General features: G+C 72.3%; 15 protein-coding genes. 4 read left to right on the forward strand and 11 right to left on the reverse strand.

The window, feature by feature from the left end:
- Window positions 1-88: 88 nt before the first annotated feature.
- From I4J89_RS42440 to lpdA, 6 genes are all read right to left on the reverse strand, one after another.
- A complete protein-coding gene (locus I4J89_RS42440) occupies window positions 89-253 on the reverse strand; it encodes a peptide ABC transporter substrate-binding protein (protein ID WP_196419882.1) in 165 nt (54 codons plus the stop codon).
- Window positions 253-882: a lipoyl(octanoyl) transferase LipB gene (gene lipB, locus I4J89_RS42445; protein WP_196419883.1), complete on the reverse strand. Its 630-nt coding sequence runs from the start codon at window positions 880-882 to the stop codon at window positions 253-255. The genes I4J89_RS42440 and lipB overlap by 1 nt, the downstream gene beginning before the upstream one ends.
- Before the next feature lie 22 nt (window positions 883-904).
- Window positions 905-2,782, reverse strand: a complete 1,878-nt coding sequence (locus tag I4J89_RS42450; protein WP_196419884.1) for a DUF6311 domain-containing protein — start codon at window positions 2,780-2,782, stop codon at window positions 905-907.
- 31 nt (window positions 2,783-2,813) lie between these two features.
- Window positions 2,814-3,731, reverse strand: a complete 918-nt coding sequence (locus I4J89_RS42455; RefSeq protein WP_196419885.1) for a TIGR01777 family oxidoreductase — start codon at window positions 3,729-3,731, stop codon at window positions 2,814-2,816.
- 89 nt (window positions 3,732-3,820) lie between these two features.
- The gene (gene sucB / locus I4J89_RS42460) at window positions 3,821-5,656 is read right to left on the reverse strand and encodes a 2-oxoglutarate dehydrogenase, E2 component, dihydrolipoamide succinyltransferase (RefSeq protein ID WP_196419886.1); all 1,836 of its coding nucleotides are present in this window, start codon (window positions 5,654-5,656) and stop codon (window positions 3,821-3,823) included.
- A gap of 39 nt (window positions 5,657-5,695) precedes the next feature.
- Window positions 5,696-7,087 carry a dihydrolipoyl dehydrogenase gene (gene lpdA, locus I4J89_RS42465; protein ID WP_196419887.1) on the reverse strand — a complete coding sequence of 464 codons (1,392 nt, stop codon included), beginning with the start codon at window positions 7,085-7,087 and terminating at the stop codon, window positions 5,696-5,698.
- Between the two features lie 163 nt (window positions 7,088-7,250).
- On the opposite strand from lpdA, the gene I4J89_RS42470 reads away from it, so the two are divergent.
- Complete coding sequence (locus I4J89_RS42470) at window positions 7,251-7,571, forward strand: hypothetical protein (protein WP_196419888.1); 321 nt, start codon at window positions 7,251-7,253, stop codon at window positions 7,569-7,571.
- Window positions 7,572-7,603: 32 nt separating this feature from the next.
- Here the strand turns inward: I4J89_RS42470 and I4J89_RS42475 are convergent, their stop codons facing one another.
- On the reverse strand, window positions 7,604-9,139 hold the full coding sequence (locus tag I4J89_RS42475) for a leucyl aminopeptidase (RefSeq protein WP_196419889.1): 1,536 nt from the start codon (window positions 9,137-9,139) through the stop codon (window positions 7,604-7,606).
- A gap of 120 nt (window positions 9,140-9,259) precedes the next feature.
- On the opposite strand from I4J89_RS42475, the gene gcvT reads away from it, so the two are divergent.
- Window positions 9,260-10,351 carry a glycine cleavage system aminomethyltransferase GcvT gene (gcvT, locus tag I4J89_RS42480; protein WP_196419890.1) on the forward strand — a complete coding sequence of 364 codons (1,092 nt, stop codon included), beginning with the start codon at window positions 9,260-9,262 and terminating at the stop codon, window positions 10,349-10,351.
- 5 nt (window positions 10,352-10,356) lie between these two features.
- Here gcvT and I4J89_RS42485 read toward each other — a convergent pair whose 3' ends face one another.
- Together I4J89_RS42485 and cobU are read right to left on the reverse strand one after the other, a co-directional pair.
- The gene (locus tag I4J89_RS42485; protein ID WP_196419891.1) at window positions 10,357-11,121 is read right to left on the reverse strand and encodes an adenosylcobinamide-GDP ribazoletransferase; all 765 of its coding nucleotides are present in this window, start codon (window positions 11,119-11,121) and stop codon (window positions 10,357-10,359) included.
- Window positions 11,084-12,952, reverse strand: a complete 1,869-nt coding sequence (cobU, locus tag I4J89_RS42490) for a bifunctional adenosylcobinamide kinase/adenosylcobinamide-phosphate guanylyltransferase (RefSeq protein WP_196419892.1) — start codon at window positions 12,950-12,952, stop codon at window positions 11,084-11,086. The genes I4J89_RS42485 and cobU overlap by 38 nt, the downstream gene beginning before the upstream one ends.
- Window positions 12,953-13,034: 82 nt before the next feature.
- Between cobU and I4J89_RS42495 the strand changes: the two genes are divergently transcribed.
- Both I4J89_RS42495 and I4J89_RS42500 read left to right on the forward strand, forming a co-directional pair.
- On the forward strand, window positions 13,035-13,232 hold the full coding sequence (locus I4J89_RS42495; RefSeq protein WP_196419893.1) for a hypothetical protein: 198 nt from the start codon (window positions 13,035-13,037) through the stop codon (window positions 13,230-13,232).
- A gap of 1 nt (window position 13,233) precedes the next feature.
- The gene (locus I4J89_RS42500) at window positions 13,234-14,058 is read left to right on the forward strand and encodes a site-2 protease family protein (RefSeq protein WP_196419894.1); all 825 of its coding nucleotides are present in this window, start codon (window positions 13,234-13,236) and stop codon (window positions 14,056-14,058) included.
- A 34-nt stretch (window positions 14,059-14,092) separates the two neighbouring features.
- Here I4J89_RS42500 and I4J89_RS42505 read toward each other — a convergent pair whose 3' ends face one another.
- Together I4J89_RS42505 and I4J89_RS42510 are read right to left on the reverse strand one after the other, a co-directional pair.
- Complete coding sequence (locus tag I4J89_RS42505; protein ID WP_196419895.1) at window positions 14,093-15,091, reverse strand: aldo/keto reductase family protein; 999 nt, start codon at window positions 15,089-15,091, stop codon at window positions 14,093-14,095.
- A 19-nt stretch (window positions 15,092-15,110) separates the two neighbouring features.
- Complete coding sequence (locus I4J89_RS42510; protein ID WP_196419896.1) at window positions 15,111-19,763, reverse strand: WG repeat-containing protein; 4,653 nt, start codon at window positions 19,761-19,763, stop codon at window positions 15,111-15,113.
- Window positions 19,764-19,813 lie beyond the last annotated feature (50 nt).

Below are 19,813 nucleotides of genomic sequence, written 5' to 3' on the forward strand. Positions count from 1 at the left end.
CGGACGCCGGGCAGGTCGTGTGCAGCCGGGCCGGCCGGCACCTGGCCTGCCAGGGAGCCGACGCGCGGGTCCGCGTCTGGCGCCTGCCCTAGAGGATCACGGCCAGGGTGACGATGGCGACGATGGTGAACGGCACGACGGTCGTGCAGATCAGGATCGTCCAGGCGACCGGGTGCCCGAAGTTGAGCACCAGCCCGCCACCCGGCTTGGGAACGAACACCCGTTTGTCCCGGGGGTCACGGTAGAGGGCCATCAGAAGAGCGTGGCCAGGTGCCGCTCGACCACCGGGAGCACCTCGGCGACCGGCACCGGCCGGCCCAGCTCGGCGCTGAGCGAGGTGACCCCCGCGTCCCGGATGCCGCAGGGCACGAAGCGGTCGAAGTTCGACAGGTCGCAGTCGCAGTTCAGGGCGAAGCCGTGCAGCGTCACGCCGCGCGAGACCCGGATGCCGATCTGAGCGATCTTGCGATCGAGGCCGCCGTCGGTCGCCTTGACCCAGGCGCCGCTGCGGCCCTCCACCCGCTCGGCCGGTACGCCGAACTCGGCGCAGACGTCGATCAGCAGCTGCTCGACGCGCCGCACGTAGGCGACCACGTCGACCGGGTCGGGCAGGCGCAGGATCGGGTAGCCGACCAGCTGGCCCGGCCCGTGCCAGGTGATCTTGCCGCCACGGTCCACGTCGACGACCGGGGTGCCGTCGAACGGCCGGTCGGCGGGCTCGGTGCGCTTGCCGGCGGTGAAGACGCTCGGGTGCTCCAGCAGCAGGACGGTGTCCGGCTGGGAGCCGTCCACCACGCCCTCGTGCAGACGCTTCTGTTCCTCCCACGCCTCCCGGTAGTCGACCAGGCCGGGGCGCAGGACGGTGAGTACGGAGGAAGTCACGATGGCAAGCCTAGCCTCGTACTCACCGGTCGACCGGATCCACACCCGGCCGGATGCGCCACACCAGCACGTCGTCCACCCGCTCCGGCTGGCCGAGCAGGTCGATGGCGGTGATCTCGACCGCCTCACGGAACGGCAGATGGTGATCGGAGCCGGTGACCGAGTCGGCCAGGATCACCGTCTCGACCCCCCAGTACTGGAAGTCCTGCCGGGCCTGCGCGCGGTCACCGTTGGTCAGCTGGGCCACGTAGCCGTAGAAGGCGGCGCGGGTGAAGAGCCAGTCGGTGGCCCGGGCCGGCGCGCCGATCCGGCCGGGCTGGTGGCGTCCGTCCTCGTCGTAGTTCTGCGGGCCGAGGAAGTAGCCGTCCGGGATGCGGAACGGTTTCTCACCGCGGGCCATGGTGTAGGACTGCCAGCGCTGCCCGTCGGCGTGCACGTTGAGGGCGAACGGGAGGGCGGTGAGCACGCCGTTGTCGGAGACGTACTCCTTCCAGGTGCCGTTCGCGATGAAGGCGGGCTCCGGGGTGCGCTCCTGGTAGCGCAGCGGCAGCGGGAAGATCGGCAGGAGGCTGACCACCACGCCCGCTCCCAGCGCGGCCTTCAGGGTGACCGAGGTGAACTTCCGGTCCAGCAGCTGTTCGAGGAGCAGCGCCAGCAGGATGCCGATGACGCCGATCAGGACCAGCCCGAACCGGGTCGGCAGCGCCGAGTCGAAGAGCGGCAGGTGGGAGAGCGCCGCGTAGGGCATCGGGATGTTCAGCTCCGTGCCCATCCAGTTCAGCCGCGGGCCGAAGGAGATGAGCATGAAGACCAGGCCGACCATGGCGACGGCGCGCAGGGTGGCGCGCCGGCCGGGCTCCGCCCGCCGCCAGAGCAGCGCCAGCGCGGCAAAACTCAACAGAATCAGGGGTACGCCGAAGTAGGACGTCTCCTCGGTCCGGTTGGACGCCAGCTCCGAACCGAGCCCGAACAGCGCTGCCAGCGACCGGCTGGCGAACGACAGGTAGGACGCCGGGTCCTCGACGAAGTCGCGCTGGTCGAAGCCGGTGCCGGTGAACGTCAGCGGCCCGGCGAAGTGCATGTAGAGCGGGTACGCCAGCAGCGACCCGGCGACCACCGCGGTCACACCGAGCGCGGCGAGCACGGTCGGCAGCGCCTCCCGGGCCTCGGCGCGGACTGGCTTGGCCAACGCCCACACACCGAGGAACACCCCGCTGGCCAGGGCGGTGAAGAACAGGCCCTCCGGCGCGACCGAGAAGCCAACCGTGAGCAGCAGACCCAGCACGATCCCGTTACGCAGCCAGCGGCCCCGCTCGCGCAGTTTCAGCACCTGCCACAGCACCACGGGGGCGATCCACCCGGCGGTCCAGTTCAAGTGGCCGTTGCCGTGCGAGATGACACCGGGCGCGAACCCGCAGAACAGGCCGGCCACCCCGGCGGCGACCGGGTTGCGCACCAGCCAGCGGCGCAGGAACAGGTACCAGGCGAAGGCGGTCCCGGCCATGTTCAGGCTCAGGATCGTCACGAAGCTGACCTGCGGCCCGGCCAGGTAGGTCAACGGCGCGAAGAGCAGCGTGTAGACCGTGATCGACGTGTTCGCGGCCAGATTGACGCCGTGCGGGGCGTTCATCATCTCCGCGAAGTACGGGTCGCCGCCGTGCGAGATGATGTGCACGCCGTACGCCAGCAGCCACTCGAACCACGCCTGATCGCCGACGTTGTCGGACAGGACGTGGTTGTAGGGATCGCGCCACAGCCAGTTCGTCACGTAGCCGGCGAGGGCTAGCGCGATCAGCGCGACGGTCAGATGGGCACGCCACGGACGGTCTCGGAGCGGCGTGCCCGCCGACTCGGAGGGTGGATCCGTGGAGGCGGCGGAGGCGGGGGCGGCGACTGACATCAGGCGCAGGTTAGCAAGTGCCCGCGGGAGCTCAAGGAGCCAACACGGGTTCCGGTCGCAGCGTTGCCGCCAGCGCGGCTTCCATACCGGGGTACGCCCACGCGAATCCGGCGCCCGACAACACTCCCGGAAGCACTCGCTGACTGCGCTGGGCCTCGCCGGCCAGCTCGCCGATCAGCAGATCCAGCGCCGGACCGGGGATCGTCAGCAGCGCCGGCCGGTGCAGTTCCCGGGCCAGCGCCTTGGTGAACTGGGCGTTGGTGACCGGCTGCGGCGAGACCACGTTGACCGGACCGCTGACATCCTCGCGTTCGAGCAGGAACTCGGCCGCGTTCAGCCAGTCGGCGAGGGCGATCCACGCCATCCACTGCTTGCCGCCGCCGATCCGCGCGCCGGCGCCCAGCTTGAACGGCAGCAGCAGCGGCTTGAGCAGCGAGCCGGAGGCGTCGATCGTCGGCGCCGTGCGCATCAGCACCACCCGGGTGCCGGCGTCCTCGGCGGGGCGGGTCGCGGCCTCCCAGACCCGGCACATGTCGGCCAGGAAGGTCGTGCCGGCCGGCGCCTCCTCGGTGACGGCCTGGTCGCCGGTGTCGCCGTACCAGCCGACTCCGGAGGCCTGCAACAGCGTACGAGGCCGCTGGTCCTCCGGGAGCTGCCGGATGATCTTGGAGATGGTGTCGGTGGTGTTGATCCGGCTGGACCGCAGCACCCGCTTGTAGCGGGCGGTCCAGCGGTGATCGCCGACGTTCGCGCCGGCCAGGTTGATCACCGCGTCGGCGCCGGAGAGCACCGCCGCGTCCAACCGGCCCTGGGCGGGCTCCCAGGTGGCTTCGTCGGGCCGCTCGGCCGGACGTCGTACCAGTCTGGTGATGTGGTGACCGCTTTCCCGCAGCCGGTCAGCAAGCCGGGTGCCGAGGAACCCTGAGGCCCCGGCCATGACGATCCGCATGTTCCGATTGTTTCCCGAGAACCTCTCAGCGCAAAACAAACCGGGGACACACCTCACGGTGTGCCCCCGGTTCTTGAGCCGATGACGGGTTACAGGCCGAGCTCGGCCTCGAAGTGACCGCCCTCCAGGCGCTCCTTCAGCGTGCCCAGGAAGCGGGCGGCGTCGGCGCCGTCCACGATCCGGTGGTCGTAGCTGAGTGCCAGGTAGACCATCGACCGCGGAGCGATGATCTCGCCCAGCTCCGCGTCGTTCACGATCACCGGGCGCTTGACGACCGCGCCGAGGCCGAGGATGCCGACCTGCGGCTGGTTGATGATCGGGGTGTCGAAGAGCGCGCCCCGGCTGCCGGTGTTGGTCAGCGTGAAGGTGCCGCCGCCGATCTCGTCCGGCCCGATCTTGTTGTTGCGGGTGCGGTCCGCCAGGTCCGCGATCCGCTTGGCCAGACCGGCCAGGTTCAGGTCGCCGGCGTCCTTGATGACCGGGACGACCAGACCCTTCGGCGCGTCCACCGCGATGCCCAGGTGCTCGGAACCGTGGTAGGTGACCGTGCCGGCCTCGACGTCGATCGAGGAGTTGACCACCGGGTGCTGCTGCAGCGCCTCGACCGTGGCCAGGGCGAAGAACGGCAGGAAGGTGAGCTTCACGCCGTGCTTGGCCTGGAAGTCGGCCTTCGCCTTGTTCCGCAGGTTGGCGATCTTGGTGACGTCCACCTCGACCACCGTGGTGAGCTGCGCCGAGACCTGGAGCGACTCGACCATGCGCCGGGCGATGGTGGCCCGGATGCGGGTGAGCTTCTCGGTGCGGCCACGCAGCGGGCTCGGCTCCGCCTTGGCCTGCGGCGCGGGAGCCGCGGCGGCCGGAGCAGCGGCGGCGGGGGCCGGAGCAGCCTTGGCGGCGGCGGCCTTCTCAGCGGCGTCCAGCACGTCCTGCTTGCGGATGCGGCCGCCGACGCCGGTGCCGGTGAGCGAGGAGAGGTCCACGCCCTTCTCGGCGGCCAGCTTACGGACCAGCGGGGTGACGTAACCGGCGTCACCGGCGCCGTTCGCCTTGACCGTCTCGGCCGCCGGGGCGCTCGGCTGGGCCGGAGCGGCGGGCTGGGACGGGGCCGGCTGCTTGGTCTCGGCGGCGGGCGACGGGGTCGCGTACGACTCGCCGGACAGGTCCGGTGCCGGGGCCGACTCGATCCGCGGCTGCGGAGCGGGCTGGGCCTCCTGCTTCGGGGCCTCCTGCTTGGGGGCCTCCTGCTTCGGTTCCGGCTGGGGCTCCGGCTCGGACTGAGCCGGCGCACTGCCCGCGGCGCCGATGACGGCCAGCTCGGCGCCGACCTCGACGGTCTCGTCCTCGGCGACCTTGATCTCCAGGACGGTGCCGGCGACCGGCGACGGGATCTCGGTGTCGACCTTGTCGGTGGAGACCTCGAGCAGCGGCTCGTCGGCCTCGACCTCCTCGCCGACCTGCTTGAGCCAGCGGGTGACGGTGCCCTCGGTGACGCTCTCGCCGAGCGCCGGCATCTTCACCGCGGTGCCCTGTGCGGCGCCGCCGCCGGACGCGGCCGCGGTCTGCGGCGCCGGGGCCTCCTCCTCGACCGGCTTCTCGGTCGAGGGTGTGGTCGGCGCGGCGGGCTCGGGCTCGGGCTCGGCGGCCTGCTCCTGGGCCGGCGCGGGCTCGGCGGCGCCGGCGTCCTCCCCGTCGCCGGAGATGACGGCCAGCTCGCTGCCGACCTCGGCGGTCTCGTCCTCGCCGACCACGATCCGGGTCAGCACGCCCGCGGCCGGCGAGGGAATCTCTGTGTCGACCTTGTCGGTGGAGACCTCGAGCAGCGGCTCGTCGGCCTCGACGCGCTCGCCCTCCTGCTTCAGCCAGCGCGTGACGGTGCCCTCGGTGACGCTCTCACCCAGCCGCGGCATGGTTACCGATACCGGCATTTTTCCCCAAACTCCTTATGAACGATGGAATCGCTGGAATCAGCTGTGCGCGTGCAGGGGCTTACCCGCGAGCGCGAGGAAGGCCTCGCCCAGCGCCTCGTTCTGCGTCGGGTGGGCGTGTACGAGCTGGGCGACCTCCTCAGGGAAGGCCTCCCAGTTGAAGATCAGCTGGGCTTCGCCGACGAGCTCGCCGACCCGCGCACCGACCATGTGGAGACCGACGACCGGGCCGTCGTTCACCCGGACCAGCTTGATGAAGCCCGCGGTCTTGAGGATCTGGCTCTTGCCGTTGCCGCCGAGGTTGTAGTTGTACGTCGAGACCTTGTCCGCGCCGTACTGCTCCTTGGCCTTGGCTTCGGTGATGCCGACCGACGCGACCTCGGGGTCGGAGTAGGTGACCCGCGGGATGCCGGCCTCGTCGATCACGGCCGGGTTCAGCCCGGCGATCTCCTCGGCGACGAAGATGCCCTGCTGGAAGCCGCGGTGCGCGAGCTGCAGGCCGGGGACGATGTCGCCGACGGCGTAGATGTTGCCGACGCCGGTGTGCAGGCGCTCGTTGACGATCACGAAGCCGCGGTCGAGGGTGACGCCCTGCTGCTCGTACCCCAGGTTCGCGGTGGTCGGGCCACGGCCGACCGCGACCAGCAGCACCTCGGACTCGAGGGTCTCGCCGCCGGCGATGGTCACCCGCACGCCGTTCTCGGTGTGCTCGACCTTCTCGAACGGCTTGCCGACCTTGAAGTTGATCTTCCGCTTGCGGAAGGCGCGCTCGACCTGCTTCGAGATGTCCTCGTCCTCGGCGGCGACCAGGCGGGGCAGGGCCTCGATGATCGTCACGTCCGCGCCGAACGACTTCCACACGCTGGCGAACTCGACGCCGATCACGCCGCCGCCGAGCACGATCGCGGACGACGGGACGCGGTCCAGCACGAGCGCGTGCTCGCTGGTCAGCACCCGCTTGCCGTCGACCTCCAGGCCGGGCAGCGAGCGCGAGTAGGAGCCGGTGGCCAGGATGACGTTGCGGCCGGTGTAGCGCTTGCCGTCGACCTCGACGGTGTCCTGGCTGACGAGCTTGCCGGCGCCGTTGACCACGGTGATGTTCTTGTTGTGCGTGAGGAGACCGGTCAGGCCCTTGTAGAGGCGGGCGACCACGCCGTCCTTGTACGAGTTGACCCCGGCCATGTCGATGCCGACCAGGTCCGCCTTGATGCCGAACTGCTCGCTCTCGCGAGTCTGGTCGGCGATCTCGGCGGCGTGCAGCAGCGCCTTGGTCGGGATGCAGCCGCGGTGCAGGCACGTGCCGCCCAGCTCGGCTTTGTCGATCAGGGCCACCGAGAGGTTCAGCTCGGCCGCACGCAACGCGGCCGCGTAACCACCGCTGCCGGCGCCGAGGATGACGATGTCGAAGGTTCCGCCGTTGGGCTGGCTCACGTTGACTCCAGTAGTCGCATCGTCGCCATGTGGGTCACACAATGGAAACGGTCACAGTCCCGTCACCGACATCTTGTCACTTCCGGGGCCGGTCAATGCAGCCAGGTGCCCCACGACACGTCGCGTCGTCGTACCCTTGCGGCATCGAGCGTGAGGAGCGGCAGTGTCTTGGTTTCGGCGACGCCCCCGGTCGGCCGGGCCCAGCGGACGGCGGGTTGAGCAGGCCGATCTCGAGCATCTTACGCAATTCATCCAGTCTCGGCGCGGAGTCGAGGGATTCATCGAGCCACAGACGACAGTGACCGAGACCACTTTGTTGCTGGTGGCGCACGACGGCGAGTGGACCAGGCGGCGGATCGAGTCCCCTGAGATCGCGCGCCGCTTCGCGCACCAGCTGTCGCTGCCCATCTACGACGTCAAGCTGATGGGCTATCCGCAGCGGATGCGCGACTACAACGAGCGCCGGCGGCGGCGCCCGGCCTGACCCTACTCGGGCCGGCCGGACAGCGCCGTTGCTTACGCCAGGTCGTCGATCAGTTTGAGCAGCGTCCGCACCGGTACGCCGGTGCCGCCCTTGGTCCAGTAACCGGTGGCCTCGCCGGTGTGGTAGCTGGGGCCGGCGATGTCGATGTGCGCCCACTCGACGCCCTCGGCGACGAACTCGCGCAGGAAGACCCCGCCCTGCAGCATGTGCCCGGCCCGGTCCAGGCTGGAGTTGGTCTGGCAGATGTCGGCGATGTCCGACTCCATGCCCTTGCGTACGTCGTCCGGCAGCGGCATCGGCCAGGCCGGCTCGCCCACCGCGTCACCGGCGGCCTGCACCAGCGCGGTGGCCTCCTCCGAACCCATCAGGCCGGCGATCCGCTTGCCCAGCGCGACCACCTGGCCGCCGGTCAGCGTCGAGGTCTCGAACAGATAGTCGGTGCCGTCCGCGCAGGCCCGCGCCATCGCGTCGCCGAGCACCATCCGGCCTTCGGCGTCGGTGTTGAACACCTCGACCCGCTTGCCGTTGAACATGGTGATCACGTCACCCGGCCGGTACGCCGACCCGGACGGCATGTTCTCGGCGATCGCCAGGTAACCGGAGACCGCGACGCCCGGCTTGAGCGCGGCGACGGCGAGCAGCGCCGCGGCGACCGCGGCCGCACCGGCCATGTCGGACTTCATCTCCCACATGCCCGCGGCCGGCTTGATGCTGACGCCACCGGTGTCGAACGTGATGCCCTTGCCGACCAGCGCGACCCGCTTCGGCTCGGCCACACCGGACGGCGTGTAGGTGAGCTTGACCAGCCGCGGCGGTGCCTCGGAGCCCTGTCCGACCGCCACGATGCCGCCGTAGCCGCCGGCCTTCAGCTGGTCGAAGTCCAGCACCTCGACGCCGAGCCCGGCCTCCGTGGCGGCCTCGGCGACCAGGTCGGCGAAGGTCGCCGGGCGCAGCTCGTTCGGCGGCATGTTGACCCAGTCCCGGGTCAGCCGGACCGAGCGCGCGACCACCTCGGCGCGGCGCAGCTCGGCGGCCACGGCCTCGTCGGCCGCGTCCGGCACGTGCAGGTGCAGGGCGGAGACCGGGTCGCGGCGTCCCTTCTGCGGCTTCGACTTGTAACCGGCGAAGCGGTAGGAGCCCAGCAGCGCGCCCTCCAGCACCGCGCGCAGCACCGGCGGCGCGTCCGCGTCGTCCGGGAGGGGCAGGGCCAGCGCCACGGTGCCGCTGCCGGCGAGCGCGCGGACCGCGGCCCCGGCGCCCCGGCGCAGCGTCTCCAGCTCGGGCGCCGCACCGGTCGGCTCGTTGCCGAGACCCACCGCGACCAGCAGCGGAGCGGAGATCGTGCCGAGCGTGGCGAGCTTGGTCACCTCACCCGGGGCGCCACTCGCGCCGAGCAGGGCCAGCGTCGCGGTCAGCTTGCCGTCGAACGCCGCGGCGATGCTCTCGGCGCCGGCGGCCGGCAGTAGGGCGCCGTCCTCCTCGGGCTGGCTGTGCAGGCCGATGACGATGGCATCGACCGCCGATTCGGCCGGGTCGGTGTCGACCAGGCTGAGGATGGGCTGGGTCACTCGGGCACTCCGGGACGTCTGGGGCCGGGACGCCACGGGTGGGTGTGCTCCCGGCTGTTGGGAAAGAGTGTTGTCCCCGCGACTCTAACCAGGTGCAAGGTCACCGGTAAGTTGAGTCTCATGTCTGCCGAACTTCTCCGCTCTCCCCTGCATGATCGCCACGTCGCGCTGGGCGCGAAGTTCGCCGCCTTCGGCGGCTGGGAGATGCCATTGGAGTACGCGGGCGGCGGCGTCCTGCGCGAACATGCCGCGGTACGCGAGGCGGCCGGCGTCTTCGACGTGTCACACCTGGGCAAGGCGCGGGTCCGGGGCACCGGTGCGGTCGCCTTCGTCAACTCCTGCCTCACCAACGACCTCGGCCGGATCGCGCCCGGCAAGGCGCAGTACACGCTCTGCTGCGACGAGACCGGCGGCGTGGTCGACGACCTGATCGCCTACCTGCACGCCGACGACCACGTCTTCCTGATCCCGAACGCGGCGAACACGGCCGAGGTGGTCCGCCGCCTGGTCGCGGACGCTCCCGAGGGGATCACGGTCACCGACGAGCACCGGTCGTACGCCGTCCTCGCCGTCCAGGGCCCGCAGTCGGCCTCGCTGCTCGGCAAGCTCGGCCTGCCCACCGACCACGGCTACATGTCGTTCGCCACCGCCGCTTTCGGGGGCGCCGAGCTGACCGTCTGCCGCACCGGATACACCGGCGAACACGGCTACGAGCTGGTCGTCGGCTGGGACGACGCGGGCGCCGTGTGGGACGCGATCATCGAGGCCGGCGTGCAGCCGTGCGGGCTCGGCGCTCGCGACACCCTGCGTACCGAGATGGGCTATCCGCTGCACGGCCAGGACCTCAGCCTGGAGATCAGCCCGGTGCAGGCCCGCTCCGGCTGGGCGGTGGGCTGGGACAAGCCGGCCTTCTGGGGCCGCGAGGCGCTGCTCGCCGAGAAGGCCGCCGGACCCCGGCGGCAACTGCGCGGCCTGGTACTGACCGGGCGCGGCATCCCGCGAGGTCACATGCAGGTGTACGCCGGTGACGCGCTCATCGGCGAGACGACCAGCGGCACCTTCTCGCCGACGAAGAAGGTGGGCATCGCCCTGGCCCTCCTCGACACCGCGGCCGGCATCGCCGACGGCGACCTGGTCCAGATCGACATCCGCGGCCGCCGCATCGAGGCCCAGGTGACCAAGCCGCCGTTCGTCACGCCCTCGGTCCGCTAGGCGGCTCAGCCGAGGGTGACGGCGATCAGGGTCACCGTGGTCGCCGTCTCCACGGCCGCACCCAGCACGTCGCCGGTCAGGCCGCCGAATCGGCGTACCGTGTGACGCACCAGCAGGACCACCGCCAAGAGTGCGGTGAGCACGGCGGCCGGGCCCTGCCACGGACGGCCCGGCACCGCGGTGGTGGCCAGGGCCGCGACGGTGATCGCGGCCGCCAGGACCGTGCCGAGCGGCACGGTCGAAGCCACCATCGCGCCCAGCCCGTCCGGACGGGCGGCCGGTACGCCGCGCCGACAGGCGACGGTGATCGCCAGCCGGCCGGTCGCCCAGGCCGTCACCAGCGCCCACGGACCCACTGCGGTGACGGCGGCGGCCTGTATCAGCAGCGTCACGACGATCGCCGCCACCCCGAACGGCCCGATGTCCGGCTTTTTCATGATCTCCAGGGCGGCGGGGCCGGTACGGTACGAGCCCAGCGCGTCCACGGTGTCGGCCAGCCCGTCGAGATGCAGCCCGCGGGTCAGCAGCGCCCCCGTGGCCACCGTGACCCCGGCCGCCACCAGAGCGGGTGACCCGGCCGCCCGCAGGCCCTCGTGCACGCCCGCCAGGACCAGCCCGAGCAGCGCCCCCACGGCCGGCGCCACCGTCATCGCCACGCCGGCCGCGGACCGGTCGACCCGGCCGGCCCGCAGCGGCAGGACGGTCAGCGTGGTGACCGCCAGCCGCAGCCCGTCAAGCACCCGCGCGTTCGCCCGGCTCGGCCTCGTCATCCGCGGTCTCGGAGTCCGGCTCGGCCTCGTCATCCGCGACCGGCTCGGCCTCGTCCGACAGGCCGGCGTCGCCGTGCTCGGCCAGCAGCGCCGGATGCACCGGCAGGGCCGAGAGCAGGCCGACCGCGGTCCGCAGCACCGGCAGCACGGTGAGCGCGTTCGCCCCCTCGCCCAGGTCCAGCCCGATCTCCAGCACCGGGGCCAGGCCGAGTACGTCGGCGCCCTGCTTGACCAGCGCCAGCGTGCCGGCCTCCGGCAGCACGCACCAGTGCCGGGTCTGTGCGGCCAGATCCCGGGCGACCAGCCCCGCCGCGATGCCGAGCGGGCCGTCCAGCAGCACCGGGATGCGGCGGGCGGCGGCACCGAGCAGCACACCGGTGGCGACGGCCAGGTCGGGGCCGCCGAGCTCGCGCAGGACGTCGGTGGCACCGCGCGGCTCCTGGCGGATGCGGTGCATGGCGTCGCGTACCGCCGCGCAGCGCACCATCCAGGCGTTGTCGTCGAAGCGGCCGCCCGGAAGCATCACCCGGGGCAGCATGGCGACCGGCTCGGCGCCGGTCGTGGCGGCGAGCACGGCGGTGGCGACCGCCTCCACGCCGGTTCCGAGCCCGGCCAGCAGGATCGCGTCGCGGCCCGCGTCGGCGGCGGCGTCGGCGAGCCGCCAGCCGTCCCGCAGCGCGGCCTCGACCGTCGCCTCGTCGGTGACCGGGCCGTCCTCCATGGCGCCCGCTTCGGTGGCCCGCAGCACCGCGATGTCCGCGCCGACCTGCCCGGCGAGCCGGCCGAGCAGGCCGGTGCCGGCCTCGGCCTCGGCGACCCGGCGCTCCACGTCGAACGGATCCGTGCCGGCCGCGGCGCCACCGCCGTGCCGGCCGGCGATGAGCACCAGCCGCACCGAATCCCAGGAGCGCGGTGTGGTGGTGTCCTGAGTGGCGGCGGCGAACTCGATCGCCTCGGCCAGCGGGCCGAGCCCGGCGCCGGGCAGGTCGATCCCGGTCAGCCGCTCCCGCGCGTCGGGGCCGGCGTCGCTGCTCGGCATCGGCAGGTCCATGCCCGGCTTGATCTCGGTGAGGCCGGAGGCGACAAGCGGCAGGGTCATGGTGGATTCGGTGAGCACATCGGCTCGGACCGGCTCCGGGGCCGGCGCCGCGGGAAGCACGACGGTCGGCTCGGCTGTCGTGTCTGGCGTGAGCACCGGCGGCGGTGGGGGAGCGGCTACCGCCGGCGGCGCGGGCGAGAGCACGGCCGGCTGACGGCTGGGCGAAGCCGTTTCACGTGCCACCGGGGCCGTACGCTTCAGCCAGGTCGGCTGCCCCGCCACGACCAGCGCCACCGAGTCGCAGGCCTCGGCGAGAGCCTGATTGGTGGTGCCGAGCGCGTCGGCGAACGCCCGCCCGACCGGCGTCACCGGCACCAGCGAGAGCCCGACCTCCGGGCTGACCAGCACGAGGCGGGCCGGGCACGCCCGTACCGCCCCGGCCAGCGCCGTCACCTCGGCCTCGTCGTCCTGCGGCTGGCGGGCCGGGTCGAGCACCGACGCCACCCAGCCGCCGAGGTCGTCGATGAGGAGAGTGTCGTCCGGCTTCGCCTCGGTCAGCAGCGCGGTGAGCCGGGCCGGGTCGCCGGCGGTCTCCTCGGTCGACCAGGACTGCGGCCGGCGCCGCTGGTGCGCCTCGATCCGGTCGCGCCATTCGGGATCGTCCTCGCCGCCGACCGCGGTGGCCACATAGCGCACCGAGGGCGCGTCTGCCACCAGGGCTTCGGCGAACGCGGATTTGCCGGAACGGATTCCGCCGAGCACCAGGACCGTGTTCCACCGATCTTCGGACATGCCCCGTACCTTAAAGCCGGGTCGCACACTGCGACGCCGTAGGGTGGAAGCCCACCGACGGACGACGTGAGGGGGCGGCTCAATGCCGTGGAGTTGGCGGTACGAGGACGTCGACGGGAAACCGGTCGACGGGCCGGCCGAGACGTTCAGCAGCCAGGCGGACGCGGAGTCCTGGATCGGGCAGGAGTGGCGGGCGTTGCAGGCCGCCGGGGTGAGTACGGTCGTGCTGGTCGAGGACGACCGCGTCGACTACCAGATGAGCCTCCAGCCGGCGGAATGACGTGACGTACGAACCGGTCTACACGCGTACGCCGCGCAATGCCTTCGTGCCGAGCCCGGTCTTCGTCGGCATCGTCGCGGTGTTCGTGGTGAGCGGGGTCATGACCTGGACCCGCTTCGGCAACGTCAAGATCGACGTGTTTCTCTTCGTCATCTCGGGCTGGATCGTCTCGCTCTGCCTGCACGAGTACGCGCACGCGATCAGCGGCTACTTCTCCGGTGACCTGACCGTGGCCGACCGCGGCTACCTGCGGCTCAACCCGCTCAAGTACACACACCCGCTGCTCTCCATCGTGCTGCCGGTGGTCGTGGTGATCCTCGGCGGCATCGGCCTGCCCGGCGGTGCGGTCTGGGTCGACCACCGCTACATCCGCAGCCGGGTCAAGGACTCGCTGATCAGCGCGGCCGGCCCGCTCACGAACGTGGTGCTCGCCATCGTGGTGGCGGTGCCGTTCCTGGCCGGGATGGCGCCCGAGCTGACCGAGTCGGTCACCGGGCGGTACACGTTGAGCAGCGCCGACCACATCGAGTTCTGGGCGGCGCTGGCCCTGCTCGCGTTCCTCCAGGTGACCGCGAGCGTGCTCAACTTCCTGCCGGTCCCGGGCCTGGACGGTGGCGGCATCATCTCGCCGTTCTTCAGCCCGGCCTACCAGCGCGCCTGGAACGTGGCCGCACCGTTCGGCTTCCTCGTGCTGTTCCTGCTGCTCTGGCAGACGCAGGTCGGCGACTACTTCTACCGGATGGTGAACTGGCTGGCCGAGCTCATCAACGTGCCGCCGTGGCTGTACGCGTACGGCTTCGAGCTGATGCGTTTCTGGAGCAACTGAGAGAACGGGGGCCGCCCAGCGGCCCCCGTTCCCGTCACGGCCGCTTGTCCGGGCTCTTCGTCAGCGAGGGGTCGCGGATCACGATCGGGTCCACGATCTCGTCGATCGCCTTCAGCAGGCCGGCGTCCAGCTTCACCCCGGACGCCTTGACGTTGTCGTGCACCTGCTCCGGCCGGGACGCTCCGATGATCGCCGCGGAGACGTTCGGGTTCTGCAGCACCCACGCCACCCCGAGCTGCGCCATGGTGAGGCCGGCCTGCTCGGCGAGCGGCTTGAGCCGGGCCACCGTGTTCAGCACGTCGTCCTCGAGCCACCGGGCGATGAAGTCCGCCCCGGACTTCTCGTCGGTGGCCCGCGACCCGGCCGGCGGCTGCTCACCGGCCTTGTACTTGCCGGTCAGCACGCCCTGCGCCAGCGGCGACCAGACGATCTGGCCGAGACCCAGCTCGACCGAGGCCGGCACCACCTCCGCCTCGATCACCCGCCACAGCATCGAGTACTGCGGCTGGTTGGAGACGAGGCGGATCCGCAGCTCGTCGGCGAGCGGCTTGGCCGCCCGGATCTGCTCGGCGGACCACTCCGAGACGCCGATGTAGTGCGCCTTCCCGTGGCGTACCACGTCGGCGAAGGCCTCCATGGTCTCCTCGAGCGGCGTCGAGTGGTCGTACCGGTGTGCCTGGTAGAGGTCGACGTAGTCGGTGCCCAGGCGGCGCAGGGAACCGTCGATCGACTCCATGATGTGCTTGCGGGACAGGCCGCGGTCGTTCGGGCCCGGACCGGTCGGCCAGTAGACCTTGGTGAAGATCTCCAGGCCCTGTCGGCGCTCCCCCCGCAGCGCCCGGCCCAGCACCTCCTCCGCGCGGGTGCCGGCGTACACGTCGGCGGTGTCGAATGTCGTGATGCCGGCGTCGAGGGCCGCACGCACGCAGGCGACCGCGGCGTCCTCCTCGACCTGAGATCCGTGGGTGATCCAGTTGCCGTAGGCGATCTCGCTGACCAGCAGGCCCGAACGGCCGAGATGACGGTGCTCCATGCCTCGACCCTAACCGGACTTACAGGACGGGGCGCGTCTCCGGAGTCAGTCGCTCGGCCTCGGCCGCCGCGTCAGCCGGCTCCCGGTGCACCACGTCGACCAGCGGCTCACCCTCGCGGGTCAGCGCACCCCAGGCACCGGCCGGGTCGCTGACCAGGAACGCCGACGGGTGGATCAGCACGGCGGCGTGCGCCGGCGGGACCACCTGCCGTCCGGTCCGGTCCAGCACCCCGAAGCGGCCGTTCTCCTCGAACACCGCCAGGCCCTCGTCGGTGAACCCCTCCACCGGCCCACCGGCGTACAGCACGGTCGCGAACCGCTGGTACCGCCGCGGCACCGCGATCCGGCCACGCCGGTCGATCGCGCCCCACACGCCGTGCGTGCGGGTGAGCGCCATCCCGCGCCGGAACGGCAACGCGTCCTCGAAACCGCCGGTCACGACCGTCTGGTTCGCCCGGTCGATCGCGAACCAGCCGCCGACGGGCTCCCGGCTCACCCAGGCCAGCCCTTCGGCGAAGCGCCCGGCCGCCAGATAGCCGGCGTCGGCCGCGATCTCCAGGGCACCGGTCTGGTCGATCAGCTCCCACGCCGCCGAATCCGGACGGCGTACCCACGCCACACCCTCGGAGAACGGCTGCGCCTCCGCGTATTGCGGGTCCACCGCGGCCGCGTACCCCCAGAGGCCGGTGCCGTCGTCCCGCAGCGGCGTCGGCGGCTGCGGCAGGCCCAGCACCTCCTCCCGGGTGCGCGGATACGGACCCCAGCCACCGTCCCCGGTCCGCCGGGTGATCTCGTCGAGCGCCAGCTCGATGCGCTGCACCAGCTCCGCGCCCTCGCCCTGGCGAACGTTGAGCGCCCGCTCGAAGTGGTTCACCGCCTCCAGGTAGCGCCCCTGCTCGAACGCCGAACGCCCGGCCATCTCCCGGATCTCGGCCCGCACCAGCGACGGCAGCTCCGGCGAATCAGCCTGCTCGTAGAGCCGGTCCGCCTCGGCGAACTCACCCCGCCACTGCAGCACATGCGCCAGCCGCGCCCGCGCGATGACCGTCGGCCGCAGCTCCCCGCTCGCCTCCGCATGCCGCAGGCCCTCCCGCCCGTCGGCGAGCGCGTCGTCCAGCTCACCCAGGACCCGATGGACCACCGCACGCAGGCTCAGCAGCCCGGCCCGGACGTTGTCCCGCTCCGCGAACTCCAGCCGGTCGGTCAGCCGATCCGCCAGACCCCACAGCCGCTCCGGCTCATCAATCCGCTCGCGCAACGTACCCGGATCGAAAACCCAAGGGAGAGAAGCCAAAACCCGCTCGGGATCGGCCAGGCGCCGATCTCCAGCTTCGCGCCGCTGCGGAGGTACGCCCTCCGAGCTCTGCCGCTCGTCAGAGGCATCCTCGCCGCCACCGACTCCAGCAACCGCACCAACCGGCCCGGCCGCAGCCACCACACCCGCCTCGGCGGCCTCCGCTTCCGGCCCGCCTTCAGCCGAGCCCAAAACCACCCCGGCCACGGACGGGCTCAGCTCGGTCGCTTCCGCGCCCGGCTCGGTCGCTTCGGCTTCGGCGGCGGTCAGGCTCGGCTGGGCTGCTTCCTCGTCCAGTTCGGCCATTGCCGAACTCGGCTCGGCTGCTTCCGTATCCGGCTCAGCCACCCCCGCTTCGACCAGTGCGTCTACTTCCGTGTCCGGCCCGGTCGCTGCCGCGTCAGTCGGCTGCTCGGCTGCCGAGACTTCATCGGCCACCGGATAGGCGCCGAGTTCCGCTTCCCGCGTGGCCTCGCCGGTCACGTCTTCCCGGGCCACCTCGCCCGCCGACACCGTCTCGGCGTAGTCGGACTGCGAGCTCTCCAGCACGCTGACGACGCCGCCCGCTTCCGACGTTCCCGGCTCCGGCGGGACATCGGTGGCGATCGGCTCGGCGCTGGCCCAGCTCAGCTCCTCGACCGGCTCCGCCGGGGCGGCCGCGTCACCGGTCTCCGGCTCGGTCCAGGTTGCTGCCTCCGCCGGCTCGGCCGGATCCCACGCTTCCTGCACGCCTGCCCCGGCGACGGTGTCCGCCTCGCCGGCTGCTTCCCGCTCATCCCACATCCCGGCGGCCGCCGACTCGCCGCCCACCGAACCTTCCTGCTCAGCAGCCACGCCCGCGTCCGAGGCATCGGGTTCGGCTTGGAACTCGGTGTCGTGGGTGGTCCAGGTGTCGCTGGTTTCGGGTTCGGCCTGGTCCTCGCTCTGGGTGGTCCAGGCGTCATCGGCTTCGGGCTCGGCCTGGGCCTCGTTGTTGTCCTGGGTGGCCCAGGATTCCGGCTCGGTCTGGACCACGACGTCGTCCTGCGTGGCCGAGGTCTCGCCGCTTTCCGCAGCTTCCCCGCCGACCGTCGCGGCCTCGGTCACGTCCGCATCGGCCGAACCTGCCGCCGTGACGTCTTCCGCCTCCGGCTGGACAAAAGCGTCGGCCGCCGGATCGGCCTCTGTCTCGACCGCCTCAAGCTCCGCGCTGCCCTGATCCGCGGCGACGGCTGCTTCCGGGGCTGGGAGCCCGGTCTCGCCGTCGGCATCCTCATCCGGCTCGATCGCGGGAGCGAACCAACCCTGCGGGACGGGCTCCGGCTCGGCGGGCGCCTCCGGAGCGGGAGCCGCTTCGGCCTCCGGAACCGGCGTGGTCGCGCCCAGACCGCTCATCGAGAGCAGCCAGCCCAGCCCGTGCGACTCCTCGGCCGGTGCGCTGCCCTCATCGGCGATGTGGGCGGTGTCAGCGGGCGCCTCGCCCACGAACGAATCCGCAGTGGGCACGGGAGCGACGGCTTCATCCGCGAGGGGCTCAGCGGTCTCCCCGGCCAGATGCGTGGCAGCCTCTCCGGTGAAGTACTCCGGAGCCGTCGCCTCCTCGCCACCGAACGGCGGGGCGGTGACCGGCTCGGCCGCCGATGCGTACCCGGCGTGTGCGGCCGGGTGCGCGTCCGCCGGCTCGTTCCACCCGTGCCCGATCGGGGCGGAGTAGTGCGGGTCAGCCGCATGCGTGCCCAGCCGGCGCGGGTCGATCGGCTGGGTGCGTTCGACCTGGTGCTCCGCGGTCTCCGGCCCCACCCGGCGCAGGTCGAGCGGCCGCGTCTGGTCCTCCGGCAACGGCGAGGTACCGGCCTCGGCCGGAGGAGCGTGCCCCGGCATCGCGGTATGGCCGGCACGTCTCGGGTCGAGCGGCCGGGTCGGTTCCCCGGACTGCTGCCGCTCGTCGGCGGGCCAGGTTCCGGCGTGTGCGGCATCCGTGGGGCCGAAGTTGGATCCGCCCACCGCCGGCCCCGAGACCGGGGAAACGCCAGCAGGCCCGGACACCGGTGTGATGTCCATGCCGTCGGCGATCGGTCCAGCACCGGCTCCGGACACCGGCGCGCTCTCCGACAGAGGCGTGCGATCAGACAGGGGCGCGCTACCGGACACAGGCGCGTCGACTCGCCCGAAGGCGGGTGCGTTCCCGGACACCGGCGAGACCGGACCGGGACCGTTCCAGCCCACCGGGACGTCGGGCGCCCCCGGCCCGGAGCGAGGATGTGCCGCACCCGGATACGCCGAACCACCCGGCCCGGACGTCGGATAAACAGCAGCCGGCGGCGTCATCTGCTGCGGGGTGACCCGCGTCGGCTGCGGCGCCGGACGGGCCGTAGCCGGTGTGTTCCGCTCCGGCGGCGCCGGGCGCAGGTTGAACGGCGTCGTGTCACGGCGGTGCTCGTCGGGGTAGGCCGGGAAGGCGTCCGGAGGCGCCGGGCGGGCGCTGCCATACGCGGGACCGGCGGGCGACGTCGGCCCGGGCATCGGCCGGCCGTCCGGGCCCTGCCGGGGAACCTGCTGCTCAGGGGCCTGCCGCCGGCCCTGGTAGCCGGCTTCCTGGTCGAGTCGCGCCCGGCCGGGCACGAAACCGACAGCCGCTCCGGGCGCCGGACCGTTGGGCCGGCCCGGTGGAACGTCGCCTCCGGGCGGAACCGGCCCGCCGTGCTGCGCCGGTCGCGGCCCACCTGGACCCGCGGGCGGAACCGGGTAGCCGCCCCGGGCGGGACCGTGCGGCGCTTGCGATCCGGGTCGCGGCCCGTAGCCGGGAGCCGGCGCCTGCCCCCGGCCGCGCTCGGGCGCCTGGGGCTGCTGCGGCACCCGCCCTGCGGCCGGACGCCCGGGCGAAACCGGCACGGAGGGCGAGTGCGGTGCCACCGACCCGTGGCCTGGCGGAACGGGATGGCCCGGTGAAGCCGGGGACACCTGGGCATGGCCCGGCGGAACCGGGTTGACCCGGGCGGATCCGCCGTAAACGGGCGCGGACCCGCGCCGCTGTTCCGGGGCGGGCTGGCGATCGTCGACATGATCGTGCATGTGAACGGGACGGTTCCACGACGGCTCGTCAGGCCGCGGCTGCGGCGAAACCGGCGCAGCACCCACCGACGCCCGGCCTCGGCCGCGCCCGTCGCCGCTCACCGGAGCCGATCCACTGACCGGCGCCGCGCTGATCGGTGCCGCGCTGACCGGCGCGGAGCTGCCACGGGACGCCTCGTAGACCGGCGTGTGCACGGCCTTGCGCCGGCCCGGATCGCCCGGGTAGCGCTGGCCGGGCAGCGGCTCCCACTCCCAGGTGATCTCGTACACCCACGCGGGTTCGTCATCCCAGCTGTCCGCACCCGGCCGGGAGCTCCAACCGTTCATCGGGCACCCAGCGGGAGTCCCGGCGATTGGCAACGCTCCGTCACGGCGAA

This window comes from Actinoplanes aureus, from assembly GCF_015704865.1.
Classification (GTDB): Bacteria; Actinomycetota; Actinomycetes; order Mycobacteriales; family Micromonosporaceae; genus Actinoplanes; species Actinoplanes aureus.